General features: G+C 60.1%; 20 protein-coding genes. 10 read left to right on the forward strand and 10 right to left on the reverse strand.

Features of this window, described 5'->3' with window-relative positions; all coding sequences use genetic code 11:
- The first annotated feature begins 6 nt into the window (after positions 1-6).
- Positions 7-1461: a TrkH family potassium uptake protein gene (locus ACEPAJ_RS14755; protein WP_425915688.1), complete on the forward strand. Its 1455-nt coding sequence runs from the start codon at positions 7-9 to the stop codon at positions 1459-1461.
- Between the two features lie 16 nt (positions 1462-1477).
- Here the strand turns inward: ACEPAJ_RS14755 and ACEPAJ_RS14760 are convergent, their stop codons facing one another.
- Positions 1478-2479 carry an AraC family transcriptional regulator gene (locus ACEPAJ_RS14760; protein ID WP_425915690.1) on the reverse strand — a complete coding sequence of 334 codons (1002 nt, stop codon included), beginning with the start codon at positions 2477-2479 and terminating at the stop codon, positions 1478-1480.
- 150 nt (positions 2480-2629) lie between these two features.
- On the opposite strand from ACEPAJ_RS14760, the gene ACEPAJ_RS14765 reads away from it, so the two are divergent.
- Together ACEPAJ_RS14765 and ACEPAJ_RS14770 are read left to right on the forward strand one after the other, a co-directional pair.
- On the forward strand, positions 2630-2956 hold the full coding sequence (locus tag ACEPAJ_RS14765) for an Mpo1-like protein (protein WP_425915692.1): 327 nt from the start codon (positions 2630-2632) through the stop codon (positions 2954-2956).
- Between the two features lie 245 nt (positions 2957-3201).
- Positions 3202-4590: an adenylate/guanylate cyclase domain-containing protein gene (locus ACEPAJ_RS14770; RefSeq protein WP_425915694.1), complete on the forward strand. Its 1389-nt coding sequence runs from the start codon at positions 3202-3204 to the stop codon at positions 4588-4590.
- A gap of 8 nt (positions 4591-4598) precedes the next feature.
- On the opposite strand, the gene ACEPAJ_RS14775 is transcribed toward ACEPAJ_RS14770, so the two are convergent.
- On the reverse strand, positions 4599-5642 hold the full coding sequence (locus ACEPAJ_RS14775) for a glycosyltransferase family 4 protein (RefSeq protein ID WP_425915696.1): 1044 nt from the start codon (positions 5640-5642) through the stop codon (positions 4599-4601).
- On the reverse strand, positions 5639-6457 hold the full coding sequence (locus ACEPAJ_RS14780; protein WP_425915698.1) for a UDP-2,3-diacylglucosamine diphosphatase: 819 nt from the start codon (positions 6455-6457) through the stop codon (positions 5639-5641). The genes ACEPAJ_RS14775 and ACEPAJ_RS14780 overlap by 4 nt, the downstream gene beginning before the upstream one ends.
- Before the next feature lie 132 nt (positions 6458-6589).
- Between ACEPAJ_RS14780 and ACEPAJ_RS14785 the strand changes: the two genes are divergently transcribed.
- From ACEPAJ_RS14785 to ACEPAJ_RS14795, 3 genes are all read left to right on the forward strand, one after another.
- The gene (locus ACEPAJ_RS14785; RefSeq protein ID WP_425915700.1) at positions 6590-7342 is read left to right on the forward strand and encodes an AraC family transcriptional regulator; all 753 of its coding nucleotides are present in this window, start codon (positions 6590-6592) and stop codon (positions 7340-7342) included.
- A gap of 82 nt (positions 7343-7424) precedes the next feature.
- Positions 7425-7760, forward strand: a complete 336-nt coding sequence (locus tag ACEPAJ_RS14790) for a tRNA-binding protein (protein ID WP_425915702.1) — start codon at positions 7425-7427, stop codon at positions 7758-7760.
- Entirely contained in the window at positions 7757-8608 is an 852-nt protein-coding gene (locus ACEPAJ_RS14795) for a DMT family transporter (protein WP_425915704.1), read from the forward strand. The genes ACEPAJ_RS14790 and ACEPAJ_RS14795 overlap by 4 nt, the downstream gene beginning before the upstream one ends.
- Before the next feature lie 22 nt (positions 8609-8630).
- Here ACEPAJ_RS14795 and ACEPAJ_RS14800 read toward each other — a convergent pair whose 3' ends face one another.
- The 6 genes from ACEPAJ_RS14800 to recQ form a co-directional block, all read right to left on the reverse strand.
- Entirely contained in the window at positions 8631-8912 is a 282-nt protein-coding gene (locus ACEPAJ_RS14800; RefSeq protein WP_425915706.1) for a SelT/SelW/SelH family protein, read from the reverse strand.
- A 113-nt stretch (positions 8913-9025) separates the two neighbouring features.
- Positions 9026-11056 carry a FimV/HubP family polar landmark protein gene (locus ACEPAJ_RS14805; RefSeq protein ID WP_425915708.1) on the reverse strand — a complete coding sequence of 677 codons (2031 nt, stop codon included), beginning with the start codon at positions 11054-11056 and terminating at the stop codon, positions 9026-9028.
- A gap of 263 nt (positions 11057-11319) precedes the next feature.
- Positions 11320-12723: a DHA2 family efflux MFS transporter permease subunit gene (locus tag ACEPAJ_RS14810; protein WP_425915710.1), complete on the reverse strand. Its 1404-nt coding sequence runs from the start codon at positions 12721-12723 to the stop codon at positions 11320-11322.
- Complete coding sequence (locus ACEPAJ_RS14815; protein WP_425915712.1) at positions 12723-13157, reverse strand: MarR family transcriptional regulator; 435 nt, start codon at positions 13155-13157, stop codon at positions 12723-12725. The genes ACEPAJ_RS14810 and ACEPAJ_RS14815 overlap by 1 nt, the downstream gene beginning before the upstream one ends.
- Before the next feature lie 82 nt (positions 13158-13239).
- Positions 13240-14256, reverse strand: a complete 1017-nt coding sequence (locus tag ACEPAJ_RS14820) for a DUF2804 domain-containing protein (RefSeq protein ID WP_425915714.1) — start codon at positions 14254-14256, stop codon at positions 13240-13242.
- 129 nt (positions 14257-14385) lie between these two features.
- Entirely contained in the window at positions 14386-16512 is a 2127-nt protein-coding gene (gene recQ, locus ACEPAJ_RS14825) for a DNA helicase RecQ (protein WP_425915716.1), read from the reverse strand.
- 168 nt (positions 16513-16680) lie between these two features.
- Between recQ and ACEPAJ_RS14830 the strand changes: the two genes are divergently transcribed.
- From ACEPAJ_RS14830 to lapD, 4 genes are all read left to right on the forward strand, one after another.
- A complete protein-coding gene (locus ACEPAJ_RS14830) occupies positions 16681-17265 on the forward strand; it encodes a UPF0149 family protein (protein WP_425915718.1) in 585 nt (194 codons plus the stop codon).
- Positions 17266-17274: 9 nt separating this feature from the next.
- Positions 17275-17673: a YbaN family protein gene (locus ACEPAJ_RS14835; RefSeq protein WP_425915720.1), complete on the forward strand. Its 399-nt coding sequence runs from the start codon at positions 17275-17277 to the stop codon at positions 17671-17673.
- A 95-nt stretch (positions 17674-17768) separates the two neighbouring features.
- The gene (lapG, locus tag ACEPAJ_RS14840; RefSeq protein WP_425915722.1) at positions 17769-18461 is read left to right on the forward strand and encodes a cysteine protease LapG; all 693 of its coding nucleotides are present in this window, start codon (positions 17769-17771) and stop codon (positions 18459-18461) included.
- 10 nt (positions 18462-18471) lie between these two features.
- The gene (gene lapD / locus ACEPAJ_RS14845) at positions 18472-20421 is read left to right on the forward strand and encodes a cyclic di-GMP receptor LapD (RefSeq protein WP_425915724.1); all 1950 of its coding nucleotides are present in this window, start codon (positions 18472-18474) and stop codon (positions 20419-20421) included.
- Positions 20422-20641: 220 nt separating this feature from the next.
- Here the strand turns inward: lapD and ACEPAJ_RS14850 are convergent, their stop codons facing one another.
- Complete coding sequence (locus ACEPAJ_RS14850) at positions 20642-22048, reverse strand: sigma-54-dependent transcriptional regulator (protein ID WP_425915726.1); 1407 nt, start codon at positions 22046-22048, stop codon at positions 20642-20644.
- Position 22049: the final 1 nt, after the last annotated feature.

Genomic DNA, 22049 nt, shown 5'->3' on the forward strand with positions numbered 1-22049 from the left:
GCTTAAATGGCTTGGCCAACCTTACGGATCATCGCGTTTATCAATGGCATCTTTCTCCTGACGCTGGCCATCGGCATGGCCGTGCCCATGCTGACGCTGCTGCTGTTTGAGCGACCTGACGAGCTCAATGCCTTTCTCTGGTCGAGCCTGATCACCTTTGTCGTGGGCATCGCGATGATCGCCCAGGGACGGCCCAAGGATATCCAGCTGCGCCCACGCGACATGTACCTGCTGACGGTCTCCAGCTGGGTGCTGGTGGGCCTCTTTGCTGCCCTGCCCTTTATGTTTTCTCTGCGCGTGGGCATCACCGACGCGGTGTTTGAAAGCATGTCAGGCATCACTGCCACCGGAGCCACGGTCTTGACCGGGCTGGACAGCATGTCGCCAGGCATTCTGATCTGGCGCTCACTGCTGCACTGGCTCGGCGGTATCGGCTTTATCGCCATGGCCGTGGCGATTCTGCCAATGCTGCGTATCGGTGGCATGCGCCTGTTCCAGACCGAGTCCTCGGACCGCTCAGAAAAAATCATGCCGCGTTCGCACATGGTCGCCAAATACATGGTCGCCGCCTACGTCGGCATCAGCTTGCTCGGCTGCCTGGCGCTGTGGATTGCCGGCATGGGCGTGTTTGATGCGATCAACCACACCATGTCGGCGATCGCCACCGGCGGGTTCTCCACCTCCGACCAGTCAGTTGGCAAATGGACCGAACCTGCTGTGCACTGGGTCACCATCGTGCTGATGATTCTCGGCAGTTTGCCCTTTGTGCTGTTTGCCTCAATGCTGCGCGGCAACTACAAAGCCTTGATCAGAGACCAGCAGGTGCGCGGTTTCCTGGCGATTTTGCTCAGTACCTGGCTGCTATTGGGCACCTGGTACTACCTGAGCACCGAACTGCACTGGCTCGAAGCCATTCGCCATGTGGCGTTCAACACCACCTCGATTATGACCACCACCGGCTTTGCCCTCGGTGATTACACGCTGTGGGGCGGCTTTGCCGGCATGTTGTTCTTCTACCTGGGCTTTATCGGTGGCTGCTCGGGCTCGACTGCCGGCGGTTTGAAGATTTTCCGCTTCCAGGTGGCCTATGTACTGCTCAGGGCCAACCTGCTGCAGCTGATTCATCCGCGTGCGGTGATCAAGCAGCAGTACAACCGCCATCACCTGGATGAAGATATCGTCCGTTCGATCCTGACGTTCTCGTTCTTTTTCACCATCACGATTGCCGTGCTAGCCCTGGGCTTGACGCTCTGCGGCCTGGACTGGATCACCGCCCTCAGTGGCGCGGCCAGTACGGTGTCCGGTGTCGGCCCCGGCATGGGCCCGATCATCGGCCCGGCGGGCAACTTCTCCAGCCTCCCGGACGTGGCCAAATGGCTGCTGACCTTCGGCATGCTGCTCGGCCGTTTGGAAATCCTCACCGTGTTGGTGTTGATGTTGCCGGCGTTCTGGCGACACTGAGGATGAATGCGCGCCGCTACAGGCGCGCGCGGTATTCGCCTGGTGTGGTGTCAAACCAGCGGCGAAATGCCCGAAAGAAGTTACTCGGATCAGAAAACCCCAGCAGGTAGGAAATTTCCAGCAGGGTCAGATTAGCCTGCCCCAGGTACTGCCCTGCCAGTTCGCGGCGGGTGTCATCAAGCAAGTGCTGGTAGCTGGTGCCTTCATCCTGCAAACGCCGCTGCAAGGTGCGCTCAGACAACAACAGCGCCTGCGCCACCGCTTCACGCTTGGGCTCACCCTGGGGCAGCAGGCGGCATAACACCTGACGCACTTGATGGGTGACCCGCGAGCCGGTAAACCGCGCCAGGTAATCACCGGCAAAACGGTCATGCAACTGCGCCAATGCCTCATTAGCCGAGGGCAGCGGTGCATCCAGATCGGCCCGTTCAAACAGCAATGCATAGTGCTCAGCGTTGAATTTCAGTGGGCACTGAAACACCTCCTCATAGGGCTGCTGATTCTGCGGAGCCGGCCCCATCAAACTGACCCGCCGCGGACGCAGGGTTTTGCCCGTCAGCCACCGACAAAAGGCCAATGAGTGCGCCAGCGAAGCTTCCGCGCTCTGCCGGGCCGACGGCAGGCGATCACCATGGATCGCCAGGAGCATTTCATAACCTTCAGGCGTCGGGTGAAAACTGAGATCTGCGCCCTCAGCAATAATCCGCTGATAACGCACCAAACGGGCAAAGCCCTCTTGCAGATTGCGGCTGCTCATCACCGCATAGCCCACCACATTAAACGCCGAGGGCCGCTGGATCTTCGCCATATTCAGGCCAATGGCCGGGTTACCGGAAGCCTGCACCGCCAGGTGCCAGAGACGGGTCATCGCATCCTGAGCAAAACGCGCGTCGGGGTCACTCAACGCGGCATAGTCGAGACCGAGCTGGGCAAACAGGCGATGGCAATCAACGCCGCCCAGCTCCAAGGCCGCCACAATGCCCGAAGCCCAGCTGGATGAAGTGGTTCGTTCGCTCATCACTTATTCTTATTAGGGTCAGGAAGACGCAGAAGGATACTAAACTGGCACTGAATGTCAGTGGCCCGGTACGCCAGGCAACCTAGACTGCTAGCAAGCCGCTGCCGCTGCAACCCTGACGGCTACCCGAACAATAAGAGGAGCCCCCGGATGACCCACGAAACCCACGAAACCCACGAGCATTTCACCAGCTTCGCCGAGTTCTACCCCTACTACCTGCAAGAACACAGCAACAGCACCTGCAGACGGCTGCACTTCATCGGCACCACGCTAGTGCTCACGCTTCTGGCCTATGTAGTGGTCACAGGCGCTCTCGGCCTGCTTATCGCCTTGCCCTTTGTAGGCTACGGATTCGCCTGGGTCGGCCACTTCTTCTTTGAGCACAACAAGCCTGCCACCTTCCGTTACCCGCGCTGGTCGCTGATGGGCGACTTTGTCATGTTTAAGGACATGCTCACTGGGCGGGTCGCTTTTTAAGCCACAGAACGCCCCTCTGACTTCGCCACACGAACCACCGCGGCCGCGCTCAAGCCAGCGCCTTAGCGGTGCATTAAGTGCCCGTACGCAGACGCCTGTCACAGCCCGCGCAGCCTTTCGACGGGTGCGCTTGGCGGTGGCGGTAGGCTTGGTTATGATCCTTGGCTATTTTGCGCAGCCAACTCGGTGCGCCACCCAGGTGCCCGACAGAGGTACCAGACGAGCAGCAGGGATTGTTCTATCGCATGAATGTCAAAAGCGCCCCTCGACTTCCCACCTTACCGTCACCACCGCTGCGCGAGTATTACTCACGCGTTCTGGCTTATATCGCCATTGCCGCCAGTATTGCCGCGGGGACTTATGTCCAGCATTTCGGCTATGACATTCTCTGGATGGTGCCCTACGCCCTGCTCTACCCACATTTGGCGCACCACCTGAGCCTGCGTTTCAAGCGGGCGTACCCTCAGCGCACCACCCTCAGCCTGCTTTTCCTGGATGCGGTGCACTGTGGCGGAGTGCTTACGCTGCTGGGCTTTTCGGTGGTGCCCTCGATGATGGCGCTGCTGATCATGGCCTTCAGCGCCTTAGTCATCGGCGGCCTGCGCTACCTTGGGCTGGCCGCGCTCATCGCCTTTAGCAGCGCAATTCTTATCTTTGCCCTAACCGACGTCACCGCGAACTTCCAGTCCCCGGTACTGGTGGCGCTGGTCAGCATTGCCTTTACCACCCTGTATATCTGCATCACGGCCTACTTCGTGCACCAGCAGGGCCTACGCCTAACCCAGGTACGCAGCGACATCAGCCGCGAGCAAGAAAAAGCCGCACGGCTGGCACGCAACCTTGCCAAATACCTCTCGCCACAGGTATGGGAGTCGATTTTTACCGGCAAAAAAAGCGTGCGCCTGGAAACTCAGCGCAAGAAGCTCACGGTGTTCTTCTCGGACATCAAGGGCTTTACAGAACTGGCCGAAGAGCTGGAAGCCGAGGCCCTGACTGACCTGCTCAACACCTACCTCAACGAGATGTCGAAGATCTGCCTGAAATACGGCGGCACCATCGACAAGTTCGTCGGCGACTGCGTGATGGTGTTCTTCGGCGACCCAAACAGCAAAGGCGCGAAGAAAGATGCGGTGAATGCCGTGTCCATGGCCATCGCCATGCGCAAACACATGAAGGTCCTACGCCAGCAGTGGCGCGCCCAGGGCATCACCAAGCCGCTGGAAATCCGCATGGGGCTGAACACTGGCTACTGCACGGTGGGCAACTTCGGCGCGGACACGCGCATGGACTACACCATCATCGGTCGCGACGTGAACCTCGCCAGCCGCCTAGAAAGCGCCGCTGATTCGGGGGAAATCCTGATTTCCCACGAGACCTACTCGCTGATCAAGGACGTGATCATGTGCCGCGATAAGGGCCAGATCACCGTCAAGGGCTTTACTCGCCCGGTGCAGATTTATCAGGTGGTGGATTTCCGCCGCGACCTGGGCGCCACCTCCAGCTACGTCGAGCATGAGCTGCCGGGTTTTTCCATGTACCTGGACACCAACGGCATCCAGAACTTCGACAAGGAAAAGGTCATCCAGGCCCTCAGTCAGGCAGCCGATAAGCTGCGTGACAAGGTGATCATGTAAGCGCCTGATCACGCCCTACTTCGGGTAAGTTCTGCACAAACCGGCCTGCACAGCTCACCGTCTAGCAGCGGCTGTTGCGCTAGAAACTCCAGCGCCGAAGCCCGCCAGGATTGCCGCGCGGCCAACTCGGCGCAACATGCGCGATCCAGGCTCAAGGCCGCCACACAGGCCGCGCGCAAGTCCTCATCCATGACCCCGCTAACCCCCGCCTGCAACACATCCAGCGGCCCGGCCACCGGAAAGGCCGCCACCGGCGTGCCACAGGCCAAAGCCTCAAGCATCACCAAACCATAGGTATCGGTGCGCGAGGGGAACACCAATACGCTGGCGCTCTGAAAGGCTTCGGCCAGCGCCTGGCCATGCTGGTAACCGAGAAAGCGCACCTGCGGATAAGCCGCCTGCAGCGCCTCACGCTGCGGGCCATCACCGACCACACGCTGCTCTCCCGGCAGGTCGAGGGCCAGAAACGCCTCAATATTTTTCTCTGGGGCAATCCGCCCGACATACAAAAACACCGGTTCTGCCGCCCGCTGCGGCCTGACCGACGGCTGGAACAGCTGCGTATTAACGCCCTTGCGCCACAGCAGCAGGCGCTTAACCCCCCCGCTGGCAAACACCTCGCGCATGCGCTCGGTGGTGACCAATACCGCCTGACTAGGTCGGTGAAACGCCCGTAAAAACGCATACCCCCAGCTCAGCGGAACCCAGGGCCAACGGGTGTGCACGTATTCCGGAAAGCGCGTATGGATGGCGCTGGAGAATGCCAAGCCACGCTTGACCAACCAACGCCGCGCGGCCCAACCCAGTGGGCCTTCGGTGGCCAAGTGCACGCAATCCGGCTGAAAGTCTCTAATTGCTGCGCCCACCCGCCAGAGATCCCACGCCAGGGCAATCTCTGGATAACTGGGGCACGGTAGCGCACGAAAATCCGCCGGCGATAACAACTTGACCTGATGCCCCAGGCCGCGCAGCTCGCTAATCAGCGCCTGCAAGCTGGTGACAACGCCATTGACCTGCGGCGACCAGGCGTCGGAGACGATCAGCATCCTCACAGCGCCGGCTCTCCGGTAGCTACTGAAGCCGCCTGGAGCTGATGCACCTGGTCATCGGCCAGGCGATACAGCTCGATACTGCCATCCAGGTGTTCGATCAGCGCCGTGCAGGACTCCACCCAATCCCCGCAATTCATGTACTCCACCTCACCCATCGAGCGAATTTCGGCATGGTGAATGTGCCCGCAAATCACGCCATTAAAACCACGCTTGGCGCACTCATGAACGATGGCTTGTTCAAAATCGCTGATAAAGCTCACCGCGGTCTTAACCTTGTGCTTGAGGTAAGCCGACAGCGACCAGTAGCCGTAGCCATAGCGGTAGCGCCAGTAATTCAGCCAGCGGTTGAGGGTCAGGGTGAGCTCATAGGCCGAGTCACCAAGAAAGGCCAGCCAACGGTGATAGCGGGTGATCACATCAAACTGATCGCCGTGAATCACCAACAGCCGGCGACCATCGGCGGTGATGTGTTCAGCCTCGTCGACCAACTGGAGATTGCCGAGCATCAGGCTCGAATAGCGCCGCAGGAATTCGTCATGGTTGCCCGTGACGTAAATCACCTCGGTGCCACGCTTGCTCATGGTCAGCAGGCGGCGGATCACGTTGCTATGTGCCTGCGGCCAGTACACGCCGCGGCGCAGCTTCCAACCGTCGATAATGTCGCCGACCAGGTAGATTTTGTCGGTTTGATAGCGTTTGAGAAACGCTGCCAGGTGTTCGGCTTGGCAGTCCCGAGTCCCCAGGTGAACATCGGAAATCCACAGAGTGCGGACACGTTGCTTGCGGCTGGGCTTGGCGAGCTGAGCGCTGGTCATAGACGACCTCCGGCTGGGTTTGCTCGAGTCTGCGTAGCGCCAGTGAAGCAGCCATGACAAGCGCATGGCAGTTGAATGACAGACCGTTAGGCTGATCTGCGGGTAGACTTATCGCCTGAAAAGGAGTCCAGCATGTCCTCGCCGCTGTCGTTGCGTCATTACAGCCATGAACTACTCAGCCACAGCCATGACCACGCGCAGCTGGTCTTTGGCCTGAGCGGCATACTGGAGTTCGAAGTTGCCGGGCAGGGCAGCCAAGTAAACCGACAGACGCTAGCTGTAGTGCCCAGTGATGCCCTGCACGCCTGCGGTAGCAAGCGAGGCAGCCATTGCCTGGTACTCGACGTGCCTTGCGAGCACTGGTTACAGCAGCAACTGGGCAGCCACTTTGATGCCACTCGCCGGCTGCTGGAAAAACCGGCGGCGGTCAGCCTCACCCCCGCGCAAAGCCAATTGGTCAATTGGCTGGCGGCCAGTGCGATCAATGACCCGGTGATTGCCCAGCAAGGCGCCGCATTGTTGCTGGCCAGCCTGACCCACGCCGATACGCCGCCCCACGAGAGCAACGCCCTGCCACTGGCTGCGCTGGATGCGCATATCGATCAACATGCCGCACACCCACTGCAGGTGGCGGATCTGGCGCGCCTGGCAGGCCTGTCAGCGGCACGCTTTCATGTGCGTTTTCTCAGTGAGACCGGGCAAACGCCTATGGATTATGTGCGCAGCCGCCGCCTACAGCTGGCGCGTCAACTCTTGCAAAGCAGCGCCCTGGCCATTGGTGAAATCGCCGCACGCGTTGGTTACACCTCACAAAGCGCCTTTACCGCGGCCCTCTCCCGGCAATTTGGGCTTTCTGCGCGCGCCTTACGTGTACAACGCGAGTAATGCGACAAACGCCGCAAGTTCTGCGACAGACTTTTACCCGGCGCCCCCCTAGACTCCGCTGCTTAGTCTGAGGAGCCGCGGCATGCAACAGATCGAGTGGGAAGATTTTCAACGGGTAGAACTGCGCGTCGGTACCGTGCTGTCTGCGGCGCTCAACGAAAAAGCCCTGAAGCCCGCCTATGTGTTGCAGGTCGACCTCGGCGAGTTGGGTATCAAACAATCCAGCGCCCAGCTGACAGCTCACTATCAATGCGAACAGTTACTCGGCCGCCAAGTGCTCTGCGCGTGCAACTTTGCCGCCAAACGGATTGCCGGCGTGCGCTCCGAGGTGCTGGTGACCGGCGTATATGACGCCGACAACAAGGTGGTGCTGACCAGCTTCGACAAACCTGTAGCAAACGGTGCACGCCTGCTATGAACCCACGTAACGCGCTGTGGGCTATCCATCTTGGCGCCCTGCTATTCGGCCTGTCGGGCATTTTTGGCAAGCTGGCTAACACCACCCCGCAGATGATCTCTGCCGGCCGCGCGCTATTCGCTGTGGTGGCGCTGCTGCTCTTTGCCAAGCTGATCAGCAATGCACGGCTGGTGCGCCTCAGCCTAAAACAGCTGAGCCAACTGGCCCTTGGCGGTGCGTTACTCGGTGGGCATTGGTGGAGCTTCTTTGAGGCGGTGCAGATTTCTGGTGTGGCCATTGCCACCCTGGGTTTCGCCAGCTTTCCAGCTTTCACCGTGCTGCTCGAAGGGCTGCTGTTTCGTGAGCGCACGCAGCGAATCGAATACGCCATGGTGGCGCTGGTGTGCCTAGGCTTGGTGCTGGTTACGCCGAACTTCGATCTAGCCAGCCAGGCGACCACAGGGTTGCTCTGGGCAGTCCTGTCGGGTTTGCTGTTCGCTCTGCTGTCGCTGCTCAATCGCGCCAGCACCCGCGGCATCGACCCCGTGCAGGCGGCGCTGTACCAGAACCTGACGGTGTTACTGCTCTTTATGCCGCTGGCCTGGCCAAGCCTACCCAGCGTTCAGACACAGGATTGGCTGTGGATGGCCATGCTCGGGATCTTCTGTACGGGCCTTGCGCATAGCCTATTTGTGGCCAGCCTAAGGGTGCTCAAGGCTCGCACCACCGCCGTTATTTTCGCCCTCGAGCCAGTCTATGGCATTGCCTTCGCCTGGCTGCTGTTCAACGAACAACCCACCCTGCGCATGCTTGCCGGCGGCCTGCTGATTGTCAGTGCCATCTTTCTCTCGGCACGCATGGCCAAGTAATCTCAAGCCAGACTGACGGTGCTCAACGGTCGTTATGACCCAGATCACGAGCGGGGGCGATCTGGTCACGCAGGCGCTGCTTGAGCACCTTGGCCTCGGGAAAGCCGCCATCGGCCTTGCGCTCCCATATCTGCACGCCATCACAGGTAATCCGGAACACGCCGCCAGTGGCGGGTTCGAGGCTGACCCGGGACAGATCATCAGTAAAACTCGACAGCAGTTCCTGGGCTAACCAGGCTGCGCGCAATAGCCACTGGCATTGGCTGCAATAGGTGATCACCACTTCGGCTTTGGGGATGGACATTGGCAGGCTCACAACGGATGAAAAGTGGATGATAGCGCGCGCCCACTCACGCTCGACATAACAAAACGCCCGCATACCAGGGGCACGCGGGCGTTAGTCAGCAGCGCCTTTAATCAGGCGATCTTAGCCAATAGCTGTCGTGCTTCCTGCTTCTGCTGTTCGTCACCCTCGTTAATCACTTCATTGAGGATTTGGCAGGCACTGTCCAAGCTACCCTGCTCGATATAAGCCAGCGCAGTGTTCAGTTTTGAGACGTTATCGTTACTGCCCGCCAGCTCATCGAAATCATCCAAAAAGGCCACGTTAAGCTCGTCGATCTCCCAACTGTCGTGTGGGCTCTCCTCCACCAACATCGACTCTGCAAACGGGCTACGCGCATCTCGTGCTGAGGGCTCAAAAATATCCGAACCCTTGCGCTGCTCAGCAGCACTCCCTGGCTTGTTCGGCGCCTTATTCTTCGCCGCGGGGGCAAAGGGGCTGACCAGGTCCCAGTCGGCATCCAGGGACATCTCATCGAGATTGAGCTGAACGTCATTCGCGAACGGCTCAACGGGCGCGGCCTCGACTTCATCGAGTTGCAGCACCATGTCATCAATCTGGCTGGGCGAAGGTGCATCTAACAGCTCAGCGTGCCGCGCTTTCAGCTCGTCAATACGAACCGGATTAAAGCCAGATTCACGTAGCCGTAATTCCTGCGCATTAAAGCCCTGAGCATCGCCCAACAACGCCAGTACTTCGAGCAGACGAAAGCCAATATCACTGCGTTGCGGCTGCGCTTCCCAGGCACTTTCCAAGGTACTGGCGGCCTCACTTAAGCGGCCATAGGCGATATACACATTGGCGCTTTGCAAGGCATCCTCACCCGCCGCGGGCCATACCGGGCCGGCACGCGTAACGTCGCGAGGGCTTGGCGAAACCGCAACAGCGGGTTCGGCCGGCACAACACGCGGCGCCTTGGGTGCATCAGGCATGACCGCAGGCATGAGAGGCAGGGGCGCGGGTTCTAGCGGCTTTCTAGCACGCCAGAACAGACCCGCAACACCTGCGAGCAACAGCACCAGCAGCCCCGCGATGATCCCCAGCCAGTTGTTGCCTGACTCAGGCGCCTCCGGTGGATTGACCGCGACCACGGCAGGTGCAACAGCAGCCGCGGCACTCGCACGACCGGCAGCCAACTCAGCCTGGAGATCGGCAATCTGCTGATCACGGGTGTTCATCTGTTCCTGCAACTGCTGCACCTGCTGGCCCAGCTGCAGCAGACTCTGCTGCAATTGCAACGTCTCAGCGGTTTGGATGGCCAGCTCCTGCTCGACGCGGGCTTGCTCCTGGATCAGCACCTCAGCCGGCAGGTCAGCGCTGACTACTGGTGCGGGCGCGGGCGCAGCCTCGGCGTCCTCAACAACTTGTAAAAACCCTTCTGCAACAGCGGGCTCGACTGCGCTAGACGGCGCGCTGGCGATGCGATCAGGCAATAACAATTGCGCGCCGGCACGCAGGCGGCTGACATCACCCTCGATAAAGGCTTGAGGGTTAAGGGCCTGGATATCGTCCATCAGCGCCTGGGGCGCCTGGCCAGTACCAGCGGTCAAGCGCGTGGCAATCTTCCATAAGCTATCGCCACTGACCACGCGGTAGCTGTTGCCCTGTTGCGCAGCCGGCAAGACCTTCGGCTGGGCGCGTTCGCTAACTGCAGCTCGCGGCGCGGCAGGCACCGTAGAAGGTTCGGGCAAACGGCTATAGGCAGCGGAGCTGGGTGGGTCTAGCAGTACGGTGTACTCGCGGTACAACTTGCCACTGGGGCGCGCCACCTCAACGATAAAGTTCAGATAAGGCTCGCGCACCACTTGGGTCGATACCACACGAATCACGCTTTTACCGCCACGCAGCAGTGGGGTGAAGCGCAGGCTATTGAAGAAATACAAGCGTTCAACGCCGGAACGGCTGAACACATCAGCGGGTGCTAGGCGCACGCGCATGTCGGCGTCACTTAGATCGCCCACATCAAACAATTCGATTTCAGCATCCAACGGCTGACTAAGCGCCGAATGCAGAGTAATTTCACCCAGCCCCAGTGCTGGGACCAGTCCCGAATAGAGGGCTGAGCCGGAGGCCAAACCAATCAGTAATTGACGAACCTTTGCCATAAAAAACGCTCCAGGTGAATCCGTCTCTGTGCCCTCGCCGCTCCCCATTGAAGGCGTGCGCGTCCAGCGCTTACGAACGTACAGAGGTCGGCAAATGCTGCGCGGGGAAATACATTCCGTGTTTAACCCGGCTGGTGCATGGCGGTAATAACGAAGGACTGACTGCTGAAAAGCCAACAGTTATTTGGCAAAAAGCCAGCACAGGTGCAAGCATAGGCTAACTGTCAAGAAAACGACAACTCCGTCACACTAACGCCCAGCGCTCAGCGCCTGCTCGATTTGACGCCCCAGGCCGCCAGTACCGTGACGGCGAACACCCCCGCCACCAGCCAGAAGCTCTGTTTAAAGGCCAGCATCTCAGCCCATTGATCGCCGCCTTCGGCGCTGTGCCGCCACTCCAGGAAGAACGTCAGCAGATTCACCCCAAACGCGCCACCCAATTGACGGACGAAGGTAATGGCCCCCGCCCCCTGAGCCAGCTCTTCAGGGCTGAGAATATCCAGCGAGCCGGTACTCAACGCCGGCAGCAATATCCCCAGACCGATCCGCCCCACGCTAGCCCAGAAACACAGTACAAGGAATGAAGCGCCCTGCTCGACCCAGGCCAACCCTGCCGCCGACACGGCAAAAATCAGCAGGCCAGCACTCAGCAGCAGCGCCGCAGACAGTCGATCACTGAGCCAACCACCGAGAAAAGACGCCATGCCCATTAATAGCCCGGCCGGCAACAGCAACATGCCAGCACGGCCGGCGCTGAAACCTTCAACGGTTTGCAGGTACAGCGGGATCAAGTAGGTCGAGCCATACAAACCCAGCCCCAGGGTCAGCGCGACCCAACTGGCGCTACGAAAAACCGCATGCCGCCACAACGCCAGCGGCAGTAGAGGCTGAGCCGCACGTCGGCTGCGCTGGATAAACACCAAGCCGGCCAGCAGCGCCAGAGTGCCGGGTAACCAGACGCGGGGAACGTCCCAGGCAAAACGCTGCGCTTCAGCAAGAAACCCCAGCGCGGCGAATATCGCCACACTCAACCAGGCAAAGGCTTGGATATCCAGGCGCGGTGTAGTGCGCTCACGCACACTGGGCAACAACCATTGGCCGGCCAGCATGACCAGCAAGCACAGCGGCAACGGCATCCAGAAGATCGCCGCCCAGCCGAAATGATCGACCAAATAACCGCCGATCCCAGGCCCCAATGACGGCGCCAGCATCACCCCCAAGCCATACAGACCCAATGCCATACCGCGGCCGCCGTCGGCAAACACACGAAAGATCAGCACCATGGCCAACGGCTGCACAATCCCGGCGCACAGCCCCTGCACAATGCGCAGGGCAATCAGCTGCCAAGCGGCGTGAGCCACCAGTGCCAACAGCGAGCTGATGATAAACAGCAGCAGGCCGAACTGCGCCGTACGCCGTGCACCAAAGCGCGCCTGGGCCCAGGCAGCTAACAACAGGCCAGCCGTCATGGCCGCGAGAAACCCAGTGGACAACCACTGCGCCAGCGGCCGACCTATAGAGAAGTCCGCCATGATGGCAGGCAAGGCGACGTTGATACTGGTGGAGGCCAACACCATGGCCATGCTGCCGACCATCAACAACGCCAGCAGCCACTGCGGGTAACGCGGACCGAAACGTTGCTGCAGCGCCTGCAGGTCATCACGCATCAGCGCTTTTCCAGATTACTCAGCACCTGGGCATGAACCTTCTGGCAACGGCGCAACTCGTCTTCATCGATACCCGCGAACACTTCCTGGCGCAGATTTGCGGAGATCGCTTCGATCTTCTCAATCAGCGGGCGGGCTTGCGGGCTGAGGGCAATTTTCTTCGCCCGCCGGTCTTCGGGCACGGCCTGGCGGCTGACCAAACCTTGGGCTTCCAAGCTGTCAAGCAGACGCGCCAGCGTGGGCCCTTCGACGCCAACGCTCTGCGCCAATTCGCGCTGGGTCGGCAATTCGGCAAAGCGCCCCAGGTGCAGCAGCACCAACCAACGCGCCTGAGAAAGCCCAAGGCCGACCAAGCGACGATCCAGTTCAGCGCGCCAGGCGCGAGAGAGTTGAGCAACTTGCATGGCAAAGCGGTGTTGATCGGTAAGTGACATGGCTAACGGCTCTTAACTATAAAAAACTAATTATTAGCCAGCTAACCATAACCCTTTTAACGAGGCAAGCCTGCAAAGGGTTTCACCACTTTACGTACTGATCCTCGACAAAACCCCAGCGCTTATCGATGCGCACGTCGGGCTTTCCAGGCGGACGTAATACGCCGCTGAACTGACCGAATATCTGCTTGAAGTTACTCGCCAGCAGCCCTACGTTCAGCCGCTCTTTGTGCAAACCACGGCCTTCGAAACGCAGCTCAACCTGACCGTCATGGGAGTGAATCAACCAGGGCTGCAACGGCTGGTCGCGATCAAAGGCAAACCGCACCGTATCCACCTTATGCAGTTCACCATCGAGCCAAAAACAGTTTTCGGTAAAGCTGGTTTCATTAACCCCGCAGGACAGATTCAGCCCAACCCGCTGCTCACCCGCCTGAGCGGATAAACAGGCCCAGTTCCAGTGGGTTTCAGGGCGCATGTAGCCGGCTGACCAGTCGTGGTGTGCAAACGCGCCAATCTGCGCCAGGTCAAAATCACCCAAAGCGCTGCGCACCTGCCCCGTGCAGCGTACCCCGGCGACCTTCTGCGCATAGACCCAGCCATTGACGCCCGTCGGCGTATTGATACACAGCGGCTGAAACGCTGGCTGCGCGTCGGAAAAGCAGGCGTCGATCCGCGTGCCGTCATTCAGTTCCACCAGCAGGCGCTTTTCTCTGGGTGTCGAGGTGTTCTCAAAACGGAGTCGGTTGCCGCCGCTGCGCAACTCGCAAACACCCTGATCAGGGCTCTGCGAGAACTGGCTGCCAAACCCCAGCGGCAGCTTGAACTGACGCTCGATCATCCGCCCGCTGGCGGGGTGAAACAGGTAAACAAAACCCACCCCCAGCAGGCTGAGGTTGGCCAGGGCACAACCGCCAATCAGCTCACCACTGATCAGGCCAAAATACTGAAATTGATGGAAGCGCCGCCACTTGGCCAAAGCACCGAGCTTGCGCCCCATGGGCGAGCGAAAGTCAAAGTCGCGGTAATTGATCAGCCCCGGCGCGGCGGGAAAAATGCCGTAGTGCGGCTGGCCGTTGGCCTGAATCAGTCGGTCCATGGGGCAATTCATGCAAGGGAGATCCGATGATGCTAGCACCAGGGCCGGTACACACGCATTCACCCCACGCGCCACGCGCAGCGGCAAAATCGGCCAGTTGAGCAGAGCCCGCACGATTATGTTCGCGCTTTAGGCTTCGAATTCCGCCTGCAAGGCCGCACGCACGCAGTGCAGGATGCCCAGTTCAACACGGCCGGCAAACTGCTCGCTGATGGCGGCTACCGGCGGTAACTCGCCCTCGCCGTCGAGAAAGGCGTCCTGAATCTCGCTGAGCAAGGCCTCGGGCACATCCAGCGCCTGCTCCAGCGACAATTGCTGACGGCCAATCGCTTCAGCCAAGAGGCCGTAGACATTCTTTTCGCTGCAACTGAGCTGGCTGGCGATCTGCGCCGGGGTCATGCCAGCACGCGCCAGGCTGACTAACTCGTGACGCAGATCGACCACTGCACGCGGCGCGTCATCACCCGCACCGAGCACAGCCAGGAACGCCTCGCCATAGCGCTCCAGCTTACGCGCACCGACGCCACTGACCCGCGCCATCTCGGCCAGGGTGCTGGGCTTGCTGCGCAGCATTTCCAGCAAAGTGGCATCCGGGAAAATCACATACGGCGGCACGCCATGTTCTTCCGCCAACTTGCGCCGCAGGGCACGCAGGGCGTCCCACTGACCGCGCTCCTCACCACGCACCAATTGGCTGGCGGCACTGCTGGACGCCTTGGCGCTTTGTTGCGGTTTCAGGTCGCGGCGCAGCTGCAGGCTGACCTCGCCTTTGAGCAAAGGCCGGCAACTGTCAGAAAGACGCAGGCCGCCGAAACCCTCAAGGTCGACATCCGCCAACCCGCGCGCTACCAGCTGGCGGAACAACGAACGCCACTCGCCTTCGGCAAATGCTTTACCAATGCCAAACACCGCCAGATGCTGATGGCCGACCGTGCGGATTTTATCGTTGTCACGGCCAAGCAACACATCAACCAAGTGCCCCACGCCATAACGTTGGCCGGTGCGGTAGATCGCCGACAGCGCCTGGCGCGCCGGCTCGGTGGCGTCCCAGGTCTGTACGCCGTCCATGCAGTTGTCGCAGTGCCCGCAAGGTTGCGGCATGTCTTCATCGAAGTAGGCCAGCAGCGACTGACGGCGGCAGCGGGTTTCCTCGCACAACGCCAGCATGGCGTCGAGCTTGTGCTGTTCGACGCGCTTATGCCGCTCGTCACCCTCGGAGTTGTTGAGCATCTGCTTGAGGAAAATCACATCCTGCAGGCCGTAGGCCATCCAGGCATCCGCCGGCAGGCCATCACGGCCGGCGCGGCCGGTTTCCTGGTAATAGGCTTCCAGCGATTTCGGCAGATCAAGATGGGCGACGAAACGCACGTTGGGTTTGTCGATGCCCATGCCGAAGGCGATGGTCGCCACCATAATCAGCCCTTCCTCATTGAGAAAACGCTTTTGGTGGTAGGCGCGCAGCTCGTTAGCCAAACCAGCGTGATACGGCAACGCCGGGTAGCCCTGCTCAGACAGGAAAGAAGCCACCTCCTCGACTTTCTTACGCGACAGGCAGTAAACGATGCCGGCGTCACCCTTGCGTGCCGCGAGGAAGTTCAGCAACTGCTTGCGCGGCTGCTCCTTGGGCACGATGCGGTAGAAGATATTCGGCCGGTCGAAGCTCGACAGAAAACGCTCGGCATTCTGCAGGTGCAGACGCTGGACGATTTCCTCGCGGGTGCGCATATCTGCCGTCGCAGTCAGAGCAATGCGCGGCACATTGGGGAAGAGTTCGGCCAGCTGGCCCAGCTGCAGGTATTCCGGGCGGAAGTCATGCCCCCACTGCGACACGCAATGCGCCTCGTCGATGGCGAACAGGGCGATTTCAAGACTCTGCAAGAAACTCAGCATGCGCGGCTGCACCAGCCGCTCGGGCGCGAGGTAGAGCATCTTGATTTCGCCGCGCTTGATCCGCTCGGCAATCTCGCGCTGCTCGTCGTTGCTCAAGGTCGAATTCAGCGCTACCGCGGCCACGCCCAGCTCGTCGAGAGTCGCGACCTGATCATCCATCAAGGCAATCAGTGGCGACACCACCACCGCCAGCCCCTCACGCAGCAACGCCGGCACCTGAAAGCACAGCGACTTGCCACCGCCGGTGGGCATCAGCACCAAGGCATCGCCGCCACTGGCCACGCGTTCGATAATCGCACCCTGGCGGCCACGGAAGCTGTCGTAACCGAATACGTCTTTAAGGATGCGTTGTGCGTGCTCGAGCATGAAGGGTCTCCGAAACAAGCTGCGCATTATACGCAAGTGCCGGATGGGCACGCGCAGCCGTGACCGAGTTTGTACTGATTTTCACCTGCCGTTGACCGACACCTATGGCCGCTCGGGTCGCTCTAGACTAGAATCCAACGTCGTTTACTCCTTCAAGGTAGCCCCCCGATGTCCTTCGCCGAGCAACTCTCCCGCCTGCAAGCCTTCCTCGATGCTGATGAGCTGCATGATGAGGCCCTGGACTACATCGCCGCCCACGGCTACCTGACTGCCCTGTCGATTTGCCCAGAAAAAGTGCCTGAGCGCGAATGGATTGACGCCCTGTTCTCCGAGCCGCCGCATTACCGCAGTGACGCCGAGCGCGAAGAGATCGAAGCCACCCTGATCCAGCTGCAAAGCCATATTGCCCGCCAACTGGCCAGCGATGATGAGCCCGACGTACCGTGCGAATTGGACCTCGGCGATGAGCCGGACGACTCCGACCTGCGCGGCTGGTGCATTGGCTTTATGGAAGGCGTATTCCTGCGTGAAGCGGTGTGGTTTGACGATGAAGATGAAGTCAGCGAACTGCTGCTGCCGATCATGGTCGGTTCCGGCCTGTTCGATGAACAGCCCGAGTTCGAAGAAATCGCCAGCGATCGCGACCTGGTTGACAGCATGGTCGAGCAGATCCCTGAGCTGCTGACCGCCCTCTTCCTGCTGTGCAACGCCCCCGAAGAAAAGCCGGCTCTGCTAAAACCTCGCCAGCACTAAGCACGCGCCATGGCGCGTGACATCCAGCTACAGCGCAACCCGGCCATTCGCTACGCACTGCTGGCTATCGGCTGGTTGAGCGTGGCACTGGGAGTGATCGGTATCTTTCTCCCAGTGCTGCCCACTACGCCGTTTCTGCTGCTGGCGGCGGCCTGCTTTATGCGCAGCTCGAAGCGTTTCTACACGTGGCTGGTCAACCACCGCCAGCTGGGCCCCTGGATTGTTGATTACCTTGAAGGCCAGGGCATTCCGCTCAAAGGCAAAGTCTACGCCATCAGTCTGATGTGGCTGAGCATTGGCCTGTCGTGCTACCTGGTACCGCTGTTCTGGGCCAGGGCCTTTATGCTCACCAGTGCGGTGCTGGTCAGCCTGTATATCCTTAGGCAGAAAACCCTGAGCAAGCGTTAGTCAGCGGTCAAACCTGGCGACATTGGAGGTATTTGGCGCGGCAAATATCGGCAGCAGCACCTAAACTCCCCAAATCTCCGGCCAAGGCGTGGCACATGCCTCTCCGTCAGCTAACTTATGGATGGTTCAAGCGCCTCAACCGGGCGTTGCTGGGCGGCTGCATCCTGCTGATCAGCCTGGCCAGCGCTCTGGCCAACTGGGACTTCGGCGTAATCCTGCAAAAAGCTGAAAGCCGCTACGGCAATCTCGGGCCAGCCAAAGCGCGCATCCTGGCCTGGGAAGCGCAAATTACGGCCAGCAGCACCAGCAGCGAGATGGTCAAGCTCAGCGAGATTAATCGCTTCTTTAATCGGCAGATTCGCTTTACCGATGACATAAAAGTCTGGAAACAGAACGACTACTGGGCCACCCCCGTGGAGATGCTGGTCAAGGGTAAGGGGGACTGCGAAGACTATTCCATCGCCAAGTATTTCACCCTGCGCCGCCTCGGCATCCCCAGCGAAAAACTGCGTATCACCTACGTCAAAGCGCTCAACTACAACCAGGCACACATGGTGCTGACGTACTACGCCAGCCCCGGCGCCGAGCCGCTGGTACTGGACAACTTGATCAACCAAATAAAGCCCGCCTCGCAGCGCAAAGACCTACTGCCGGTCTATGCATTCAATGCCGAAGGGCTCTATCTCCCCGGTTCTAACAGCAAGAAGAGCGATTCAAAAAGACTCTCGCGCTGGCAGGATCTGTTGAAAAAAATGCGCACGGAGGGCTTCGCCATAGGCGAAGGCTAGGAGGAACCTTATGTCTCTACTCAAGCAGCTATTTCTTGCCATCTGTCTGTTTCTGGTTGTGGCCTTTACGGGCAGCTTTATCGCCAGCGTGGAAAGCTCGCGCGAGCAACAGCTCAGCCAGTTGCGCTCACACGCCCAGGACGCTGCGACGGCGCTGGGGCTGTCGATGACACCGCACGCGGACGACCCGGCGATGATCGAACTGATGGTCAGCTCGATTTTCGACAGCGGCTACTTCAATAGCATCCGCGTGGTGCGCATCCCGGGTGACGAAGTCATTGTTGAGCGGCGCAGCAGCGACTCCACCGCCGAGAGCGTACCCGCCTGGTTCAGCCAACTGGTCGACCTGCAGCCCCAGGGCGGCGATGCCTTGATCATGCGCGGCTGGGAACAAGCCGCACGGGTTGAAGTGCTCAGTAACCCACAATTCGCCTTGGCCAAACTCTGGGACAGCGCCATTGGCAGCCTGATCTGGCTGCTGATTTGTGGCTTGGTCAGCGCGGTGCTCGGCGGCTGGCTGTTGCGCACGCAATTGCGCCCGCTGGACAACATGGTGCAACAAGCCCAAGCCATCACCCGCCGCGAGTTCCTCACCCTACCCACTATACCGCGCACGCCGGAACTCAAGCGTGTAGTCACGGCGATGAACCAGATGGTGGAGAAACTGAAAACCCTGTTCGCCGAAGAAGCCGCACGCAGCGAAAAACTGCGCACAGAAGCCTACCAAGACAGCATCACCGGCTTGGCCAACCGCCGCTTATTCGACATCCGCCTGGCCAACCAACTGGCGCTCCACGAACAAAATGCTGAAGGCTATTTGTTCCTGCTACGGGTCAATGATCTGGCCGGGCTCAATCAGCGCTTAGGCGGCCAGAAAACTGACGCGCTGATTGCCGCCATCGGCGAGTTGCTCAAGCGCCTGCTTGAGCAAAACAGCCGTGCAGACTGGCTGGCCTCACGCAGCCGAGGCGGCGAATTCAGCCTGCTGATCCCAGGCATTGGCAGTGAAGAAGCCGAACTGCTCGCCGGCGAACTGCACAGCGGCCTGGAGAACCTGCGCCAGACTGGCGCCAGTGACTGCACACCGGTGGCGCACATTGGCATTGGCGCCTTTCGCCCCGGTGAAGAAGCCAGCCAGGTCATCAGCCGTGCCGACCAGGCCCTGGCACAAACGCAAAATGACCCAAGCCGCCATTGGGTACGCCTGGATGATTACCAGGCCCAAGCGACTCAGAGCCTGCATGACTGGCGCACCTGGATAGACGATGCGCTGAACCAGCGCAAGTTGCAGTTGTACTTTCAACCCGTCGTGCAATGCGCTGACCGTAACCAGCTGCTGCACCACAAGGTGCTGGCGCGCCTGCTTGACCCGCAGGGAGAGGCGATTGCCGCGGGACGTTTTCTGCCCTGGATTGAGCGTCTCGGCTGGACCGCACGCTTTGACCTGGCGATGCTCGAACACAGCCTGGCGCACCTGAGCCAGCATGCCGCGCCACTGGCGCTGAGCCTGTCAGCAGCCACCCTACACGACAGCGCCACACTCAAGCGCATCATTGAAATTCTCAAGCAGCATCCGCAGCAAGCCAGCCTACTGACCTTTGAAATGGACGAACGCCACCTGCCACCGGCAGCCGAACTGGAAGCCCTCAGCCAGGCCATCCGCGACAGCGGTTTCAGTTTGGGTCTGCAGCATTTCGGGGGGCGCTTCAGCCTGATCGGCAACCTCACCCACCTGGGCCTGGCCTACCTGAAACTGGATGGCACCTATATTCGCGCGATCGACCAAGAAAGCGACAAGCGCATGTTTATCGAAGCGGTATTCCGCGCCACAAACAGCATCGACCTGCCGTTGATTGCCGAAATGGTGGAAACCGAAGGCGAGCTTGCGGTGCTCAAGGAGCTGGGGCTATACGGTGCGATGGGACGCCTACTTGGCGCACCGATGCCGTGGAAGGAGTAATCAACGTCGTAGCCCGGATGTAATCCGGGGGGAATGTCGAGGGTCATCCCCGGATTGCATCCGGGCTACACGAGCACTCGCGATCAGGCGTAGGGTGGATGACGCTTTACCCATCCACCAACAGCGACCTTAGGGTGGATGAAAAAAGCGTCATCCACCCTACAGCGCCTGCATTTCAGCCTGCAGCCGGACTACTGATCCGTATCAGGTTTCAGCTGACTCAACTGGCAAACAGGTAGCCTTCCACATCCATCCCTGCATCGCGCATCTGCGCCAGCTTGTAGCGCAGCGTCCGTGGGCTGATGCCCAGGCGCTCAGCCGCTTCTTTGCGCCGGCCACGCTCGGCACGCAGGGTGTCGATGATCATCTGGAATTCATGGCGCCGCAGGTCATCACCCAAGGCACCGGAATCTGCCGCTGGCGCCTCGAACGACACCGGCGCGTGCTCACTTGGCACTGCAAACAGCGGCGGCGCACTCGGTACTGGCGCAGAACCGATTGGCGCCTGCAGGCAGAGATCCTGCGGCTGAATCAAGCCACCTTGTTGCAGGATCAACGCGCGCTGAATGGCGTTATCCAATTCACGCACGTTACCCGGCCAGCCGTAGCTGGTCAGGCTCATCTGCGCTTGAGGGGAAAGACGAATCGGCGCGTGATTCATTTTCTTCACGTACTTGGCCAGTAACCGTTCTGCCAACGGTACGATGTCCGCCGGGCGCTCACGCAGCGGCTGCCAAGCCAGTGGGAACACCGACAAGCGATAGTAAAGGTCCTCTCGGAAGCGCCCCGCCGCCACCTCTGCAGCCAGGTCACGGTTGCTGGTGGCCAACACACGGATATCCAGAGTGATCGGCTTACGCGCGCCCACCCGCTCCACCTCGCGTTCCTGCAGCACGCGTAGCAGCTTGGCTTGCAAGCCCAGCGGCATTTCCGAGATTTCGTCGAGCAAAATGGTGCCGCCCTCGGCCAACTCGAACTTACCCGGTGCGCTGGCAATCGCCCCGGTAAACGCGCCCTTTTCATGCCCAAATAGCGTGGCTTCGAGCATGTTGTCCGGGATTGCCGCGCAGTTGATGGCGATAAAGGGTTTATTCGCACGTGGCGACTGCTGATGAATAAAGCGCGCCAGCACCTCTTTACCGGTACCCGACTCACCGGTGATCAACACCGTGGAATCGCTCTGCGCCACGCGCGTGGCCAAGGCCAGCAGTTGCACGCTGGCAGGCTCTACAGCGACCGGGCCATCCTGCTCGCTGGCTGCGACTCGCCCCAAAGCATGCCGGTCCACCAGGCTCAACAAAGCCTTGGGCTCAAACGGCTTGACCAGATAATCCGCCGCGCCTTGGCGCATGGCATCCACCGCGCGCTCAACCGCGCCGAACGCAGTCATCAGTAGCACCGGCAATTGCGGCTGACGCTGACGAATTTGCGCCAGCAACTGGTGGCCATCCATGCCGGGCATGTTGACGTCACTCACTACCAGGCCAAAGGACTCCTCGGCAATCGCCAGCAATGCTGTTTCGGCGCAATCGACCGCGCGGTAATCATGCCCGCCCAACGCCAGAGTATCGGCCAATGCCTCGCGCAATGAGCGGTCATCCTCGACCAACAGAATTTTGCTCGCCATG

It is taken from the genome of Pseudomonas sp. GWSMS-1, from assembly GCF_049847425.1.
Classification (GTDB): Bacteria; Pseudomonadota; Gammaproteobacteria; order Pseudomonadales; family Pseudomonadaceae; genus Aquipseudomonas.